The organism is Leifsonia sp. Root227 (assembly GCF_001428745.1).
Taxonomy (GTDB): domain Bacteria; phylum Actinomycetota; class Actinomycetes; order Actinomycetales; family Microbacteriaceae; genus Leifsonia.
Window position 1 is genome coordinate 182658 of the sequence record NZ_LMIO01000002.1, and the last position, 15050, is coordinate 197707.

Annotated in this window: 16 protein-coding genes and 1 riboswitch; of the genes, 7 read left to right on the top strand and 9 right to left on the bottom strand. The window is 69.2% G+C overall.

Annotation, left to right across the window (positions count from 1 at the left end):
- Nucleotides 1-19 precede the first annotated feature (19 nt).
- Nucleotides 20-574: a hypothetical protein gene (locus tag ASE16_RS05770; protein WP_235500386.1), complete on the top strand. Its 555-nt coding sequence runs from the start codon at nucleotides 20-22 to the stop codon at nucleotides 572-574.
- A gap of 258 nt (nucleotides 575-832) precedes the next feature.
- Here the strand turns inward: ASE16_RS05770 and ald are convergent, their stop codons facing one another.
- Entirely contained in the window at nucleotides 833-1948 is a 1116-nt protein-coding gene (gene ald, locus ASE16_RS05775) for an alanine dehydrogenase (RefSeq protein WP_055892127.1), read from the bottom strand.
- Between the two features lie 381 nt (nucleotides 1949-2329).
- On the opposite strand from ald, the gene ASE16_RS05780 reads away from it, so the two are divergent.
- The 4 genes from ASE16_RS05780 (at nucleotide 2330) to ASE16_RS05795 (ending at nucleotide 6511) form a co-directional block, all read left to right on the top strand.
- Nucleotides 2330-3514, top strand: a complete 1185-nt coding sequence (locus ASE16_RS05780; RefSeq protein WP_055894315.1) for an ABC transporter substrate-binding protein — start codon at nucleotides 2330-2332, stop codon at nucleotides 3512-3514.
- A complete protein-coding gene (locus tag ASE16_RS05785; RefSeq protein ID WP_055892130.1) occupies nucleotides 3514-4713 on the top strand; it encodes an ABC transporter ATP-binding protein in 1200 nt (399 codons plus the stop codon). The genes ASE16_RS05780 and ASE16_RS05785 overlap by 1 nt, the downstream gene beginning before the upstream one ends.
- The gene (locus ASE16_RS05790) at nucleotides 4713-5636 is read left to right on the top strand and encodes an ABC transporter permease (RefSeq protein WP_055892132.1); all 924 of its coding nucleotides are present in this window, start codon (nucleotides 4713-4715) and stop codon (nucleotides 5634-5636) included. The genes ASE16_RS05785 and ASE16_RS05790 overlap by 1 nt, the downstream gene beginning before the upstream one ends.
- Before the next feature lie 122 nt (nucleotides 5637-5758).
- Complete coding sequence (locus ASE16_RS05795; RefSeq protein ID WP_055894318.1) at nucleotides 5759-6511, top strand: ABC transporter permease; 753 nt, start codon at nucleotides 5759-5761, stop codon at nucleotides 6509-6511.
- Between the two features lie 81 nt (nucleotides 6512-6592).
- Here the strand turns inward: ASE16_RS05795 and ASE16_RS05800 are convergent, their stop codons facing one another.
- The 6 genes from ASE16_RS05800 to gabT form a co-directional block, all read right to left on the bottom strand.
- Nucleotides 6593-7393, bottom strand: a complete 801-nt coding sequence (locus ASE16_RS05800) for an energy-coupling factor transporter transmembrane component T family protein (protein ID WP_055892134.1) — start codon at nucleotides 7391-7393, stop codon at nucleotides 6593-6595.
- The gene (locus ASE16_RS05805) at nucleotides 7390-9036 is read right to left on the bottom strand and encodes an ABC transporter ATP-binding protein (RefSeq protein WP_055892136.1); all 1647 of its coding nucleotides are present in this window, start codon (nucleotides 9034-9036) and stop codon (nucleotides 7390-7392) included. Before ASE16_RS05805 ends, ASE16_RS05800 begins: the two co-directional genes overlap by 4 nt.
- The gene (locus ASE16_RS05810) at nucleotides 9033-9656 is read right to left on the bottom strand and encodes an ECF transporter S component (protein ID WP_055892138.1); all 624 of its coding nucleotides are present in this window, start codon (nucleotides 9654-9656) and stop codon (nucleotides 9033-9035) included. The genes ASE16_RS05805 and ASE16_RS05810 overlap by 4 nt, the downstream gene beginning before the upstream one ends.
- Nucleotides 9653-10297 carry a YkoF family thiamine/hydroxymethylpyrimidine-binding protein gene (locus tag ASE16_RS05815; RefSeq protein WP_055892141.1) on the bottom strand — a complete coding sequence of 215 codons (645 nt, stop codon included), beginning with the start codon at nucleotides 10295-10297 and terminating at the stop codon, nucleotides 9653-9655. The genes ASE16_RS05810 and ASE16_RS05815 overlap by 4 nt, the downstream gene beginning before the upstream one ends.
- 61 nt (nucleotides 10298-10358) lie before the next feature.
- Nucleotides 10359-10468: riboswitch (TPP riboswitch) on the bottom strand.
- A 65-nt stretch (nucleotides 10469-10533) separates the two neighbouring features.
- Nucleotides 10534-11529, bottom strand: a complete 996-nt coding sequence (locus ASE16_RS05820; RefSeq protein WP_055892144.1) for an asparaginase — start codon at nucleotides 11527-11529, stop codon at nucleotides 10534-10536.
- Nucleotides 11526-12887, bottom strand: a complete 1362-nt coding sequence (gabT, locus tag ASE16_RS05825; RefSeq protein WP_055892147.1) for a 4-aminobutyrate--2-oxoglutarate transaminase — start codon at nucleotides 12885-12887, stop codon at nucleotides 11526-11528. The genes ASE16_RS05820 and gabT overlap by 4 nt, the downstream gene beginning before the upstream one ends.
- Before the next feature lie 37 nt (nucleotides 12888-12924).
- Here gabT and ASE16_RS05830 point away from each other — a divergent pair, with 37 nt between their 5' ends.
- The gene (locus tag ASE16_RS05830; protein WP_055892150.1) at nucleotides 12925-13398 is read left to right on the top strand and encodes an OsmC family protein; all 474 of its coding nucleotides are present in this window, start codon (nucleotides 12925-12927) and stop codon (nucleotides 13396-13398) included.
- A gap of 95 nt (nucleotides 13399-13493) precedes the next feature.
- Here ASE16_RS05830 and ASE16_RS05835 read toward each other — a convergent pair whose 3' ends face one another.
- Nucleotides 13494-13733, bottom strand: a complete 240-nt coding sequence (locus tag ASE16_RS05835) for a hypothetical protein (protein WP_055892153.1) — start codon at nucleotides 13731-13733, stop codon at nucleotides 13494-13496.
- Nucleotides 13734-13800: 67 nt separating this feature from the next.
- Here ASE16_RS05835 and ASE16_RS05840 point away from each other — a divergent pair, with 67 nt between their 5' ends.
- Nucleotides 13801-14316: a CGNR zinc finger domain-containing protein gene (locus ASE16_RS05840; RefSeq protein ID WP_055892156.1), complete on the top strand. Its 516-nt coding sequence runs from the start codon at nucleotides 13801-13803 to the stop codon at nucleotides 14314-14316.
- Here the strand turns inward: ASE16_RS05840 and ASE16_RS05845 are convergent.
- Nucleotides 14285-15043 carry a lysophospholipid acyltransferase family protein gene (locus tag ASE16_RS05845; protein ID WP_055892159.1) on the bottom strand — a complete coding sequence of 253 codons (759 nt, stop codon included), beginning with the start codon at nucleotides 15041-15043 and terminating at the stop codon, nucleotides 14285-14287. The two genes, ASE16_RS05840 and ASE16_RS05845, sit on opposite strands and share 32 nt — an antisense overlap.
- Nucleotides 15044-15050: the final 7 nt, after the last annotated feature.

Below are 15050 nucleotides of genomic sequence, written 5' to 3' on the forward strand. Positions count from 1 at the left end.
TCGGGTGTGTGGCAGCGAATTGTCGGACGGTACCCTGTTCTGCGGCAACTGCGGGAGCTCGGTCACGGCGGCGCGGGTTCGCCCTCCCGCGGTCGCGGATGCGCGGCCCTCCGACACCTCCATCGTGGAGCGCCTGCCCAAGCCGGCGGTCGCCGGCCGGTTCCTCGGCGCGGCGGACGCCCCGCAGGAGGACGAGGCGCCCGTCCTGGTCGAGGACATCGAGTCCGCGCCTCCCGCAGAGCCGTCCACGGTCACGTACACGCTCAGTTTCTCCACCGGCCCGAGCGTCGAGGTGTCTGGCGGCGGACTGATCGGGCGGCGTCCGATCACCCAGCCGGGGGAGCAGGTCGACCAGCTGATCACCGTCGACGACCCCGCCAGGAGCGTGTCGAAGACGCACCTCGAGTTCGGCATCGAGGCGGGGGAGCTGTGGATCTGCGACAGGTACTCCGGCAACGGGACGGTCGCGCATCCACTGGGCGGCGTCGCGCGGCTCTGCGAGGCCGGCCGCCGCTACCGCGTCACCCGCGGCACGCGCGTCGAGATCGGCGACCAGTGGTTCGACGTCAGCTGACCTGACGTCGCGCCCCCGCGCTCGTACACCCGCGGTCTCCCACCCGCGCTCGCCCACCCTCGGACTCCGTTGGACCGGAGATTCCGGCGCATCCAGCCGTCTTCTCCTTCCGAACGGACACCGCGACGGCGTGTCGCGCGAGAACTCCTGCGGAGCGCTCACGCAGGAGTTTGTCCGCGACACGCCGATCTGGACTCCGTAACGCAGGAGATCCCGGCCGAAAGGGCCGGGATCTCCTGCGTTACGGAACGGCGGCCGTTAGGCGAGCGCGTCGGCGACGGTGGACGACGACAGGCCGTGCGCCTCGGCCACGGCGGCGTTGGTGACGCTTCCGGCGTGCACGTTGAGGCCTAGGGCCAGCGAGGCGTCTGCGGACAGCGCGTCGCGCCAGCCGCGGTTGGCGATGGCGCGGGCGTATGGCAGCGTGGCGTTCGTCAGCGCGTACGTCGAGGTGTGCGGCACGGCGCCCGGCATGTTCGCGACGCAGTAGAACAGCGACTGGTGCACGGTGAACGTGGGGTCGGCGTGCGTCGTCGGGTGCGAGTCGGCGAAGCAGCCGCCCTGGTCGACCGCGATGTCGACGAGCACACTGCCCGGCTTCATCCGGGAGACCAGCTCGTTGCTGACGAGCTTCGGCGCCTTCGCGCCAGGCACGAGCACGGAGCCGATGACGAGGTCGGAGGCGACCACAGCCTTGTCGATCTCGAAGCTGTTCGACGCGATGGTCTTGATGCGGCCGGAGTACAGCGCATCCAGTTCGCGCAGCCGGGCGATGTTCGTGTCGAGCACGGTGACCTCGGCGCCGAGGCCGACAGCGACGGATGTGGCGTTGGTGCCCGCGACGCCGCCGCCGAGCACGGTGACGACGGCCGGGTGGGTGCCCGGCACGCCGGGGATGAGGAGGCCGGGGCCGCCGTTCGGCTTCAGCATCGTGTTCGCGCCGACGATCGGGGCGAGCCGGCCGGCCACCTCGCTCATCGGGGCGAGAAGGGGGAGCGCCCTGGAGGGGAGCTGGACGGTCTCGTACGCGATCGCGGTGACCCCGGAGTCGATCAGCGCGCGGGTCAGCGCTTCCTCAGCGGCGAGATGCAGGTAGGTGAACAGCACGAGCCCCTGACGGAAATAGTCGTACTCGCTCTCGACAGGCTCCTTGACCTTGAGCACCAGGTCGGCGATCTGCCAGGTGGATGCGGCGTCCGGCAGGATCGTCGCGCCGGCGGAGACGTAGAGCTCGTCCGGGATCGAGGAGCCGACCCCCGCCTGCGTCTCCACGTACACCTCGTGTCCGTTCGCCACGAGGTCGTGCACGCCGGCCGGGGTGATCGCCACCCGGAACTCGTTGTTCTTGATCTCGCGGGGGATCGCGACCTTCATGGGGCTCCTTACACATCGACGTGGTGATTCGATCATCACCCTAACCTGAAGTGACCGACGATTTCGACTGTCTGACGGTCGAATTTGTGCTGATTTCGTGAATTCTCAGCGAGGTAGGGACGAATTCCGCCAGCCCGGACTCGCCAAACGAGGCCCCGCGACGGTTTCCCCGGCGAAATGGTCGATTCGGAACGGATTTCGTGAAGATTATGTTTTCCGAATGGACGTTTTGCCCATCGGATGATGCGCTGCGCACCGGCCGTGTGCCAGGATCGACCCACCGCACGGCACACCGGAGTGCGCGGCGGGTTGTTGTGCGTGATCGTGTTCGACCCCGAAGGAGCACCACTCGTGAATTCCAGGCAGCTTCCGCAAGACCCGATGATCCAGAAACTGGTGCAGTCCGCCAGACGTTCGCAACTGACCAGGCGCGGTCTCCTCGCCGGTGCGGGCGCGAGTGCAGCGGCACTGGCCCTCGCCGCGTGTTCGACAGGAGGGGCGTCGAGCAAGCCGACGGCCGCCAAGGACGTCTCGTCGACGGACAAGACCATGACCTGGGCCAACTGGCAGGCGTACCTCGACCAGGACGACAACGGGAAATACCCGACGCTGGAGGCGTTCCAGAAGCAGTCGGGCATCACGGTCAAGTACGACGTCGCGGTCGACGACAACAACACCTACTACGCCAAGGTCAAGGACCAGCTCGCGCTCGGCAAGGACATCGGCGCCGACACCGTCTGTCTCACCGACTGGATGGTCGCCCGCCTCATCCGCTTCGGCTATGTGCAGTCCTTCGACGAGTCGGCCATCCCGAACAAGAAGAACCTCTCGCCTGCTCTGCAGGACGCGGACTTCGACCCCGGGCGCAAGAAGTCGCTCCCTTGGCAGAGCGGCTTCGCCGGGATCTGCTGGAACAAGTCGAAGCTCCCGAACGGCCTCAAGTCCGTCGACGACCTGTGGAAGCCGGAACTCAAGGGCAAGGTCGGCGTGCTGAGCGAGATGCGCGACACGATGGGCCTGCTGATGCTGCAGCAGGGCGTCGACATCTCCAAGAAGTTCAGCGACGACGAATACAACAAGGCCATCGACAAGCTGACCAAGGAGGTCAGCGACGGCCAGATCCGCAACATCAAGGGCAACTCGTACCTCAACGACCTGAAGAGCGGAGACACCCTCGCCGCGATCTGCTGGTCCGGCGACATCACCCAGCTGAACGCCGAGGCCGGCGACAACTGGGAGTTCATCCTCCCTGAGGCGGGCGGAACCCTCTGGAGCGACAACTTCGTCATCCCGATCGGCTCCCCGCGCAAGGCCAACGCCGAGAAGCTGATCGACTACTACTACCAGCCGGAGGTCGCAGCGGAGGTCGCCGCCTGGGTGAACTACATCACCCCGGTGGTCGGCGCCAAGGAGGCCGCGATCAAGATCGACCCCGACCTCGCGGACAACCAGCTCATCTTCCCCGACGACAGCACCCTCTCGAACGCGCACATCTTCCGCACCCTCACCCCGGCAGAGGAGCAGAAGTACCAGGCGGCGTTCCAGAAGGTCATCCTGGGCGCCTGATGGCACGCGGAGCGTTCGCCGAGTCCGGCGCCGACCTGCAACTGGTCGGGATCAAGAAGCGGTTCCCCGGGTTCACAGCGATCGAGAACCTCGACCTGACCATCCCGGCAGGCTCGTTCTTCGCACTGCTCGGGCCGAGTGGATGCGGGAAGACCACCACTCTGCGCCTCGTCGCCGGCCTGGAGGAGCCGACAGAGGGCCAGATCATCATCGGCGGCAAGGACGTCACCAAGACCAAGCCGTTCCAGCGACCGGTCAACACGGTGTTCCAGAGCTACGCCCTGTTCCCGCACATGACCATCCTGGAGAACGTCGCCTTCGGGCTTCGCCGCCGCAAGATCGGCGATCCTGTCACGAAGGCGCACGAGGCGCTGCGGCTGGTCGAGCTCGACCATCTCGCCGCGCGCAGGCCGGCGCAGCTCTCCGGCGGCCAGCAGCAGCGCGTCGCGCTCGCCCGAGCCGTGGTCAACCGTCCTGCCCTGCTGCTCCTGGACGAGCCGCTCGGCGCTCTCGACCTGAAACTGCGGCGCCAGATGCAGCTCGAGCTGAAGTCGATCCAGACCGAGGTCGGCCTCACCTTCGTGCACGTCACGCACGACCAGGAGGAGGCCATGACCATGGCAGACACCGTCGCCGTGATGAACAAGGGCGAGATCGAGCAGATGGGCGCGCCCGCCGTGCTCTACGAGCTGCCGGCCACCGTGTTCGTCGCCAACTTCCTCGGCCAGTCGAACCTGTTCGTCGGCCCGATCCTGGATGGCGGAGGGGACGTCCTCGGCGTCGACGTCGCGGGCCAGCGCATCCAGGTGCCGCGCTCACGTGCCCAGCGCAACACCGGAAACGTCACGGTCGGCGTCCGTCCGGAGAAGCTGACGCTGCACCCTGACCCCTCCGGCATCCCGTCCGGGGCGAACCTGCTCGGCCCCGGCCGTGTGATCGACGTCTCGTTCAGCGGCGTGAGTACTCAGTACCTGGTGGATGTGCCTGGGGCCGGAACGATCGTGGTCTTCGCGCAGAACCTCTCCAGCGGACCCGTCGCCTCCCTGGGCGGAGAGGTGTGGATCGCCTGGGACCCGTCGCACACCTTCGTGCTCGCCGACGAGCCGCCGGCGGACGGCAGGTTCGCGGACGACTCCGACACCCAGATGATCGCGACCCAGGTCAAGGAGCGCATGCTGACGGAGCTCGAGGAGGCCTGATGGCGCTCGCTGCCTTCTCGACGGCCGCGCCGCCGACCCAGGATCAGGAGCCTGCGCAGCGCCGCAGGAGCGGCATCGCCCTGGTGCTGCTGCTGCCCGGCGTGCTGTACCTGGTGCTGTTCTTCCTCACGCCGCTGGTCTCGCTGATCATCACGTCGTTCCAGACCCCGGTCGTCGACGGCGACATCGGCCAGTACCAGGCCGCCTTCCAGTGGCAGAACTACACGGATGCGATCGCCGAGTACTGGCCGCAGATCATCCGGTCGTTCGTCTACGCGATCATCGCCACGGCGGCCGCCCTGGTGATCAGCTACCCGCTGGCGTACTTCATCGGCGTGAAGGTGCGGAAGTACCCCCTGGTGCAGAACCTGCTGATGACCCTCGTCATCGCGCCGTTCTTCATCAGCTTCCTGCTCCGCACGCTGGCCTGGAAGCAACTGCTCTCCGACGACTCCTGGTTCACCAGCTCGCTGAAGGCGCTGTCGATCCTGCCTCCGGACGCGCACGTCACCGGCACGGCGTTCTCTGTCATCTTCGGTCTGACGTACAACTTCATCCCGTTCATGACCCTGCCGCTCTACTCGACGCTGGAGCGGCTGGACGTCCGCTATCTCGAAGCCGGCTCCGACCTGTACGCGAGCGCGTGGACGACGTTCCGCAAGATCACCATCCCGCTGTCGATGCCCGGCATCGTGTCAGGGACGCTGCTGACGTTCATCCCCGCTGCCGGTGACTACATCAACGCCTCTCAGGACTTCCTCGGCGGCGCGGACACCTCGATGATCGGCAACGTCATCGAGACCAACTTCCTGGTGCTGCAGAACTATCCGACGGCCGCGGCGATGTCCGTGGTGCTGATGGCGGTCATCCTGGTGATCGTCGGCGTGTATGTGAAGCGCAGCGGAACGGAGGACCTGCTGTGAGCACCACCACGACCACGACGCGCCCGTCTGGCCAGGCGGCCCGGCCGGGCCCGAACCGCCCGGCGCGCCCTGCGCGGTTCCGCTTCAAGGGTCTCGGCCTCGGCGTCTACGCGTTCCTCGCGCTGGCGTTCCTGCTCATCCCGATCGTCTACACGTTCATCTACTCGTTCAACGACGCGCTCAAGAACAACATCGCCTGGCGCGGGTTCACCTTCCGCAACTGGACGAACGTGTGCGACGCGGCAGGGATCTGCGACGCGTTCATGGCGAGCATCATCATCGGCATCATCGCGACGGTCGTCGCCACGGTGCTCGGCACGATGATCGCGATCGCCCTGATGCGCTACCGGTTCCGTTTCCGCTCGCAGACCAGCCTGCTGCTGTTCCTGCCGATGGCGAGCCCGGAGGTCGTGCTCGGCGCCGGGCTCGCGGCCCAGTTCCTCAGCCTGGGCGTGAACAAGGGGTTCGGCACCATCATCATCGCCCACGTGATGTTCTGCATCAGCTTCGTGGTGGTCACGGTGAAGGCGCGCGTCGCGAGCCTCGACCCCGCGCTGGAGGAGGCCGGCCGCGACCTCTACGGCTCTCCGGTCGCGGTGTTCTGGCGGATAACGTTCCCGCTGCTGCTCCCCGGCATCCTGTCGGCGGCGCTGCTGTCGTTCTCGCTCAGCTTCGACGACTTCATCATCACCAACTTCAATGCGGGCGCCGTCACCACGTTCCCGATGTACATCTACATCGCGGCGTCGCGCGGCATCCCAGCGCAGGCGAATGTGATCGCGTCCGCGGTGTTCATCATCACGATCCTCGTGGTGCTGATCACCCAGCTCACGGCGGCCGCCCGCGCGAAGCGGCTGGCCAAGTACGTGGGCTGATCCCCTGAAGACCCCCAAAGGCGAAACGGCCCGGCAGCACCCAGCTGCCGGGCCGTAACGTCGTTCAGAGCGTCTGAACGTTCAGAACAGGGCGCCAGGCCCCCGCAACACTCCGGATGCGCCTGCCGCGGCCAGGATCGCGCCGAGCGTCACGAGCACCACGATCGCGAACCACACGTCTGCGCGACCGAGCGGCACCGGCTGCCAGACGGTCCGTGGCGTGCGTCCGAGCCCGCGCAGTTCGAGGGTGTGCGCGACGCGCTCCCCGCGGCGGATCGAGCCGACGAGCAGCGCGAACACCGACGCGACCAGTCGCCGCAGGCGTGCCGTCGGGCGTCCCGTGCGTCCGAGCGGGCATCGGACGAGCTGCGCCTGCCGGATGGTCGTCCACTCGGCGCCGAGGTCCTGCAGCATCCGGTAGCCGGCGAGGATCGCGTATGCGACGCGCACGTTCAGTCTCGCCTGCTGATGCAGGCTGTTGACGAGGGCGACGCCGTCCGTCGAGGAGAGGAACGCGACCGCGAGCAGCCCGGTGAGCATGGTGCGCCCTGCGAGCGCGAGGCCGACGAGGATTCCTTCCGAGGTGACCCTGAGCATCCCGGCCTGCCAAAGCACCTCGCCCGGCCGGGTGAGCACGTTCACGACGAACACGCTGAACGCGAAAAGCAGGAACGGGGCGAGCGAGCGGGCGAGGGATGCGACGGGCATCCTGGCGCCGATGGCCGTGGCGGCGAAGGCGACGAGGAACAGCACGGAGGGGGTCACGGGATCGAGCACGAACATCACGGTGAGCGACACCACGAGCATCAGCAGCAGCTTCACGCTCGGGTTGCGCCGCGCGAGCGGGGAGTCGGACACCGTGCGCGCGAATGCGGCGTTCACGACGAGACCCGCGCGCGGTCGACGGCGGCGACGGCCTCGCGCAGCTGCCAGGCCGTCTCGCAGCGCCCAGCGAACCAGCGGAGCAGCCGGGACGGATGCACGCCGGCCGCTTCGAGCAGGTCCGGTCGCCGCAGGGCGGTGAGCAGGTCGCCGTCGTAGAGCACGCCGCCGTCCGCGATCACGATCACCCGGTCGGCCAGTGCGGCGACCACGCGGAGGTCGTGGCTCGCGAACAGCACGGCCCGCCCTCCGGCCGCGGTCTCGCGGAGTACGTCGGCGACGGTTGCGGTGTCGCGGCGGTCGAGCCCGAACGTCGGTTCGTCGGCCAGCAGCACGGAGCGTCCGTGCGCGAGCATCGCCGCGAGGCTCAGCCGCCGCTTCTCGCCTCCGGAGAGCTGATGCGGATGCCGGTGCGCGAGGGAGGAGAGGCGGTGTCTGGCCAGCGTGCGCGCGACATCCAGGCGCTGGACGTCGCGTGCATCCAGGCCGTGCACGAGCTCGCGCTCGACGGTGCCGGCGATGAACTGGTGCTCCGGGTTCTGGAAGACGAGCCCGGGCCGCTCTCCGTCGAGCCGCCCGGCGAGCGGGCGGAGCAGCCCGGCGAGGGTGCGAAGCACCGTCGACTTGCCAGCACCGTTCGCGCCGAGCACGGCGACGATCTCCCCGGCGTGCATGGCGAGGTCGACGTCTCCGACCACGGGAGAGCTCCGATGGCCGACGCTCAGCGCGCTGGCGGTGAGGAGCGGCGCACCGAGCGGGCCGGCGGCGTCCTCCGTCGCGGGTCCGTCGTCCGTCCGGACCGGGATGCACGACTCCAGGAAGGCGTCGAACGTCCCGTCGGCCAGCCGCCCTGCCAGGCCGGTGACGGCCTGCAGCTCGGTGTCGAGCGGCAGCCAGCAGCCGAGGGCGTGCAGGGTCGCCGCGTTGGCGGAGAGGACATCGGCGGTCGGGCCGTCCATCAGCACCGTCCCATCGTCGCCAATGGCGACGGCGCGCTCCGGCAGGCCGGACACCCCGGCGTCGCCGGCGAACTCGTCGAGCCGGTGCTCGACCAGCACGACGGCGGGGCGCGTCTCTCGCACGGCGGCGTCGACCGCCTGCCGCACCGCGTGCACGCCCCGCGCATCCAGCATCGAGGTCGGCTCGTCGAGCAGGAGCACGGCCGGGTGCGCGACGACGGCTGCAGCGAGAGCGACCCGCTGCAACTCGCCGCCCGACAGCTCGGCCGTGGCGCACCCGGCCAGCGCCGTCGCTCCCGCAGTGCGGAGGGCAGCGAGCACGCGGTCGTGGATCTCGGCGGGGGGAACGGCCGCGTTCTCCAGGACCAGGGCGAGCTCCGCATCCACCTGGGGCAGGCAGACGCCGGCCGACGGGTCCTGGCCGACAGCGCCGATGATGGGGGAGCGGTCCACGACGGGGCTCGCTTCTGTGACGCTGTCGCCGATCCGCACGGCGCCGTCGAGCGTGGCGTTGACGCTGTGCGGGATGCTGCCGGAGAGCACCTGCAGCAGCGTCGACTTGCCGGAGCCCGACGGCCCGAACACCAGCACCCGCTCTCCAGCCCCGACCACGAGATCGACGCCGCGCAGCACGGGATGCTCCTGTCGCGCATACCGGACGCCGACGCCGTCGACGGCGATCACCTGGCCGCCGCCGCGTCCCGTCCGATGGCGAAGTTGTCGACCGCGCCCGTGCGCGCGATCGCCAGCACGAGCACCTTGGCGAGCAGGCCGCCGACGATGGCGCCGGAGAGCACCTGGATCACGAATCTCGTCCAGAACAGATCGGTGCCGTACCAGCCCGACCGGAACGCCGAGTAGAAGAACACCGCGCCGGCGCCCAGCGCGCCGGACAGCATGTACCGCACCCAGCCGTAGCTCCGGTAGCGTCCGGCCGCGAACGGCAGCTCGCTTCCCGCGCCCTGGATGGCCGCGGCGATCAGCAGCGTCGGCCCGACCGCCGAGCCGAGGAACACCACCTCGATCACCGAGGCGATCACCTCGGAGACGATCCCGGCGAACGGCCGCCGCACGATCGCGATGGCGAGAGGGGCCACCAGCAGCCAGCCGCCGAGCAGCACGTGCTGCACGAGATCGCCGAACGGCCCTGCCAGCGCGGACAGGGTGATCCAGCCCTGCACCAGCGCCCAGTAGAGGAAGCCGAAAACCACCCCGAGCACGACGACGAGCATGAGGTCGCGCAGCGACCACCTGGTCGCGCTGCCGGGCGCAGCGGTGCCGGGTGCAGCGGTGTCGCCGCTCATCGGCCCGCCTCCGCGGTGCGGGCGATGCTCGGGCTGTTCACGGACACGGTGGCGTGCGTCGTCACGTGCGCGACGGTACGGCCGACGCTCGCCCACGCCGCAGTGATGGTCGTGAGGATGTCCGCGACATCGCCGGAGAGCCTGGTGACGTAGTGGTCGCTGTCGACGAACGTCCCGCTCGCCTTCGCGTCTTCGATGGCCGCGTAGATGTCGCGCATGTGGTCGGCGCTGCGCTCGGGACTGCCGTGGTCGTCCAGCGGGTACAGCGCCCACTGGGCGACCGCTTCCACGCCCGTCGTCGGCACGGTCAGGGGAGCGTCGGAGAAGACCGGAGGGCGGTCCGGCCGCTCGCAGGTGATCTCGCCTGGGCAGCCGCGGGAGAGCATGACGTTGGCGACCACGTGGCGGCCGCCGCGCGACGCGGCGGCGATCAGGCCGCTGACGTAACGAGCGATGTCCTGCTCGGCCCCGGTGAACCAGGTGCTGACGGGGTCGGTCTCGACGGTCAGACCGTCGCGCGGCGTCTCGGCGATGGCGCCCAGGATGACGTCGACGAAGTCGTCGGCCATCACCGAGAGCGTGATGCGTCCGCCGACACCGAATTCGCGCGGCTCGACGGATGGGGTGGGTTCGTTGTGCACTGTCGTGCCCTTCCTGTCGGAGGTGGGGCACGGGAAACGCCGGCGCGCGGGCGCGCACCGACATGCGAGAAATCAGCCTCCCTGCGCTGGCATGATCCAGATCAGGTTCGACGGTCGAAGCGTGTGACGCTTCCTCTCAGCCCGGTTCACCGGACTCCCGTGTTCGTGACCACCCTAGCGTGGTCACGAACACGGGTGCACGACGGCACCGGGTGCACGACGGAACCGGATGCGCATCAGGCGTACGACGCGCGGATCTCCCCGACCTGCACGCCGCGGCCGAGCACGGCGAGGTCGAGCCGGGGTGCGACCGCCGCGACCGCTTCGCGCTCGACGGCGCCCGCGTCGGCCAGCAGGGACAGCGCGACGATGGTCGCCGCCCGCAGGCTGCCGTCGAGGACCTTGAGCGCGACCGAGGTGCCATCCGGCGCCGCCATGACCATCACGCCCTCCGCGCCGAGCTTGGCGAAGATGCCGAGCTCGTCGATCACGATGGTGTTTGCGCGGCCGGGGCCGTCGATGGCCCAGCCGTTGGCGAGCACGGCGTTCTTGAGGCTCGCGGCGTTGCGGTAGAGCGCGAACGGGGAGCCGTCAGACGCCGTCGCGATGCGCTGGATGCCGCGGGCGAGGGTGCTGAGCGCCATCGCGAAGACCGGGGCGCCGCATCCGTCGACGCCGGTCGCGACGACCTTGTCCCCTGTCAGCCGCTCGACCACATCCCGCACCTGCTGCTGCATCGGGTGCTGCGGGTCGAGATAGCTCTCAGTCGGCCAGCCGTTGACCATGCAGGCGAGCAGCATCGCGGCGTGCTTGCCAGAGCAGTTCATGAACAGCGGGCGCTTCACTTCGCCTGCGCGGATCGCGTCGTCTCGCGCCGCCGAGTCGAGCGGCCAGTCGTTCGGGCACTGCAGAGCGTCCTCGGTGAGCTGCGCCTGTGCCAGCAGGCCGCGCACGACGGACAGGTGCGCGGGCGTTCCACCGTGGCTGGCCGTTGCCAGCACAGCGGCGGCACCCTCCAGCGGGACGCCGGAGCCCATGACCGCGATGGCCTGGAACGGCTTCAGACTCGACCGGGGGAACACGGGGGCGTCCGGTGCGCCGAGCGACCGGACGACGGCGCCGTCCGGGCCGAGCACGATGGCGGAGCCGAGGTGGCGGGACTCGACGAACCCGCTGCGCTCGACCACAGCCAGCTCGACGGCCTCGTGTCCGGTGAAGACCGCGGGGCTCACAGCGCTGCGAAGGCGTCGTCGAGCACCTGCACGGCGTCGGCGATCAGCGCGTCGGAGACGGCGAGGCTCGGCAGGAAGCGCAGGACGTTCCCGTACGTCCCCGCGTTGAGCACGAGCACGCCGTGCTGCGCTGCATACGCCACGATGGAGGTGACCGCCTCGGCGTTCGGCTCCTTGGTGGTCGCGCCGGTGCCTGGCTGGACGAGCTCGATGGCCAGCATCGCGCCGATGCCGCGCACGTCGCCGATGATGTCGTACTTCTCCTGGAGTGCGAGCAGCGCCGGCTTGAGCGCCTTCTCGATGCGCTTGCCCTCGTCGAGCAGGTCGTTCTTCTCGATCGACTCGAAGACCGCGACCGCCGCGGCAGCCGCGACCGGGTTGCCGCCGAAGGTGCCGCCGAGGCCGCCTGGCTGAGCGGAGTCCATGATCTCGGCGCGGCCGGTGACGGCGGCGAGCGGAAGGCCGCCCGCGATGCCCTTGGCACTCAGCACCAGGTCGGGGACCAGGCCGAAGTGCTCGCTGGCGTAGTACGCGCCGGTGCGGGCCATGCCGCTCTGGATCTCGTCGGCGATGAACACCACGCCGTTGGCCGTGCACCACTCCTGCAGGGCAGGGAGGTAGCCGTCCGCCGGGACCATGAAGCCGCCCTCGCCCTGGATCGGCTCGACCACGAGGCAGGCCAGGTCGGATGCGCCGACGACCTTCTCGAGGTATGCGATGGTGCGCGCCGCTGCCTCGGCCCCGGTGAGGCCGTCGTGATACGGGTACGAGCTGGGGGCGTGGTAGACGTCGCCCGCGAACGGGCCGAAGCCGGTCGCGTACGGCATGGCTTTGAAGTTCATGGCCATCGTGAGGTTGGTGCGGCCGTGGTATGCGTGGTCGAGCACGGCGACGGCGCGGCGGCCGGTGTGCTTGCGGGCGATCTTGACGCCGTTCTCCACGGCCTCAGCGCCGGAGTTGACCAGCACGGTCTTCTTGGCGTGGTCGCCGGGGGTGTGCTCGGCGAGCAGCTCGGCGACGCGCACGTACTCCTCGTACGGAGTGATCGTGAAGAGCGTGTGGATGACGTCCTGCAGCTGGGCGGCAGCCGCATCCACCACGGAGGTCTCGGTGTGGCCGACCGTCGTCACGCCGATCCCGGCGCCGAAGTCGACGAACTGGTTGCCGTCGACGTCGACCAGGATGGCGCCGTTCGCCTTGGCGATGTAGACGGGAAGGGTGGACGAGACGCCGGTGGGGACGACAGCCAGACGTCGCTGGTGCAGTTCCTGGGACTTCGGGCCGGGTACGGCCGTGACGATGCGGCGTTCTTGCGCAACGCTGTAAACGGGCGCGCTTGTGCTCAGAGTGTCGGTCATGATGTGACGAGTTTAGCTCCGGTGGCAGAATCGGACCATGAAGCTCGAGCACAGCTACGCGATCGACCTGGAATGGACGGGCAACCGGGGGAGCGGCACCAGCGGCTACAAGGACTACGGGCGCGAACACGTCATCACCGCCGAGGGCAAGCACCGCATCGAGGGGTCCGCCGACCGCGCCTTCTTCGGCGACCGCGACCGCTGGAACCCGGAGGAGCTGCTGCTCGCGGCCCTCAGCCAGTGCCACATGCTCAGCTACCTCGCCGAGGCCGCGCGTGCCGGAGTGGTGGTCGTCGGTTACACCGACGCGGCGACGGGTGTCATGGAGCAGACCAACGACGGGGGCGGCCACTTCACCAGCGCGACCCTGCGCCCGCTGGTGACCATCGCCGACCCCGCCCAAGCCGAGCTCGCCGCGTCGCTGCACGCCCCCGCCGCCGCCAAGTGCTTCATCGCCGCTTCCGTGAACTTCCCCGTCCACCACGTCCCCGAGCTCCTCACCCTCGCCTGACGATCGAGCCGGGACTCGTGTACGCGAAACCCTGGCGTGTCGCGTACGCAAGTCCCGGCTCGAATGCTGCGGGAGGTGGGGAGAGGGGGAGCGGGTCAGGCGCAGCCGAAGCGGGCCTGAGGGACGGCGGCGGCCGCGGGCGCCGAGGCTGGGGCGGGCGCTGCGGCGCTCTCGGACTCCGCCCAGCGGTGGATGGCGGCGGCCCAGCGGCCGTCGCGGGTGAGCGGCGGTGGCTGCTCGGTGCCGGAGTCGCGGCGCCTGCGCAGCATGGCCTGTTCGCGTTCGCGCTCGCCGAGTTCGGCGATCGACGTCAGCCACAGTGTGAGCGGATGCATGATAACCACCTAACTTGTTTTGATGGTTAGAGCATACCGTAACCAGTTATCGAGTTACAATGGTTACATGCGTACGAATGCACCCGAGCTGGGCGCCGACCTGCTGGTCGACTTCCTCAACACCTACGACGTGGAGGACGACGTCGACGCCATCGACGACGCCGCCGGATTCGCGGCGTGGGCAGAGGCGCGCGGCGTCGAGCCGGGGGATGCCGCGGAGACCAAGCGGGTGCGGGATGCGCTGCGCTCGGTGGTCGACGGAGAGGCCGCCGACCTGCCCTCCGTCGAGCTGGAGACGATCTGCGGGGAGCGCTCCGTCTGGCTCACCGCCCGCACCGCGGCGCAGGCGGCCGTCGCGAGCTCGCTGGTACTGAGCATCCAGGGCAAGCTCGAGCGGGTGAAGCTCTGCGGAGCAGACGATTGTCGTTGGGCGTTCTACGACAAGTCCCGCAACGGTTCACGCACCTGGTGCAGCATGGGCGTCTGCGGCAACAGGCAGAAGGCCCGCACCTACCGCTCGAAGGCGGGGGAGACCGAGGCGGAGCCCGAGCCTACCGCCGCTCGGGATGCAGAGCCCGCTTGACCCGCTCCACCGCGTTCGCGGGCGGCGCCTCGTTGTAGCGCTCCGCCAGCTCCTGCCCGGTGAGCCCGTGGATGGCGGCCATGATCTCGTCGGTTGCCTGGCGCCGCGCGCGTCCCGACTCCGCCGAACCGTATTTGCTGACGTCGATCGGCTCGCCGAACTTCACGGTGAATTTCCGGATGCGCGGCACCTTCGCCCCGACCGGCTGCAGCTCGTTCGTTCCGATCAGCCCGACGGGAACGACCACCGCCCCTGTCGTGAGGGCGAGCCAGGCGACGCCTGTCCGTCCTTTGTAGAGCCGTCCGTCCAGCGACCGCGTGCCCTCCGGATAGAGGGCGAACGCCGCGCCCGTCTCGATGATGCGCTTGGACTGGTCGAGCGCATCCTGCGCGGCCTGCCCAGCGCCACGCTCGACGCCGACAGCGCCGATCGCGGTGAAGAAGGTGCGGGACAGCCAGCCCTTGAAACCGGTCCCCTCGAAGTAGTGCGACTTGGCGAGGAACTGCACGCGCCGCGGCGCCATCAGCGGGATCACGATGCTGTCGATGAAGGACAGGTGGTTGCTCGCCAGGATGATCGCTCCCGTGCGCGGCACGTTCTTGCGCCCGATGATCGTCGGCCGGTAGAGCAGCCGGGCGATGGGCGCGATGACCGTGCGGCCGAGCAGGTAGACGAAGCCGGGCTTCTTCACCTCGGTCGTCCCAGCGTCGGGTTCGGTCGTCGTCACGGATACG

Coding starts and splice junctions, on each gene's coding strand:
- ald (WP_055892127.1), bottom strand. CDS start 1,948: ATGAAGGTCGCGATCCCCCGCGAGATCAAGAACAACGAGTTCCGGGTG.
- ASE16_RS05780 (WP_055894315.1), top strand. CDS start 2,330: ATGATCCAGAAACTGGTGCAGTCCGCCAGACGTTCGCAACTGACCAGG.
- ASE16_RS05785 (WP_055892130.1), top strand. CDS start 3,514: ATGGCACGCGGAGCGTTCGCCGAGTCCGGCGCCGACCTGCAACTGGTC.
- ASE16_RS05790 (WP_055892132.1), top strand. CDS start 4,713: ATGGCGCTCGCTGCCTTCTCGACGGCCGCGCCGCCGACCCAGGATCAG.
- ASE16_RS05810 (WP_055892138.1), bottom strand. CDS start 9,656: ATGAGCGGCGACACCGCTGCACCCGGCACCGCTGCGCCCGGCAGCGCG.
- gabT (WP_055892147.1), bottom strand. CDS start 12,887: ATGACCGACACTCTGAGCACAAGCGCGCCCGTTTACAGCGTTGCGCAA.
- ASE16_RS05830 (WP_055892150.1), top strand. CDS start 12,925: ATGAAGCTCGAGCACAGCTACGCGATCGACCTGGAATGGACGGGCAAC.
- ASE16_RS05835 (WP_055892153.1), bottom strand. CDS start 13,733: ATGCATCCGCTCACACTGTGGCTGACGTCGATCGCCGAACTCGGCGAG.
- ASE16_RS05840 (WP_055892156.1), top strand. CDS start 13,801: ATGCGTACGAATGCACCCGAGCTGGGCGCCGACCTGCTGGTCGACTTC.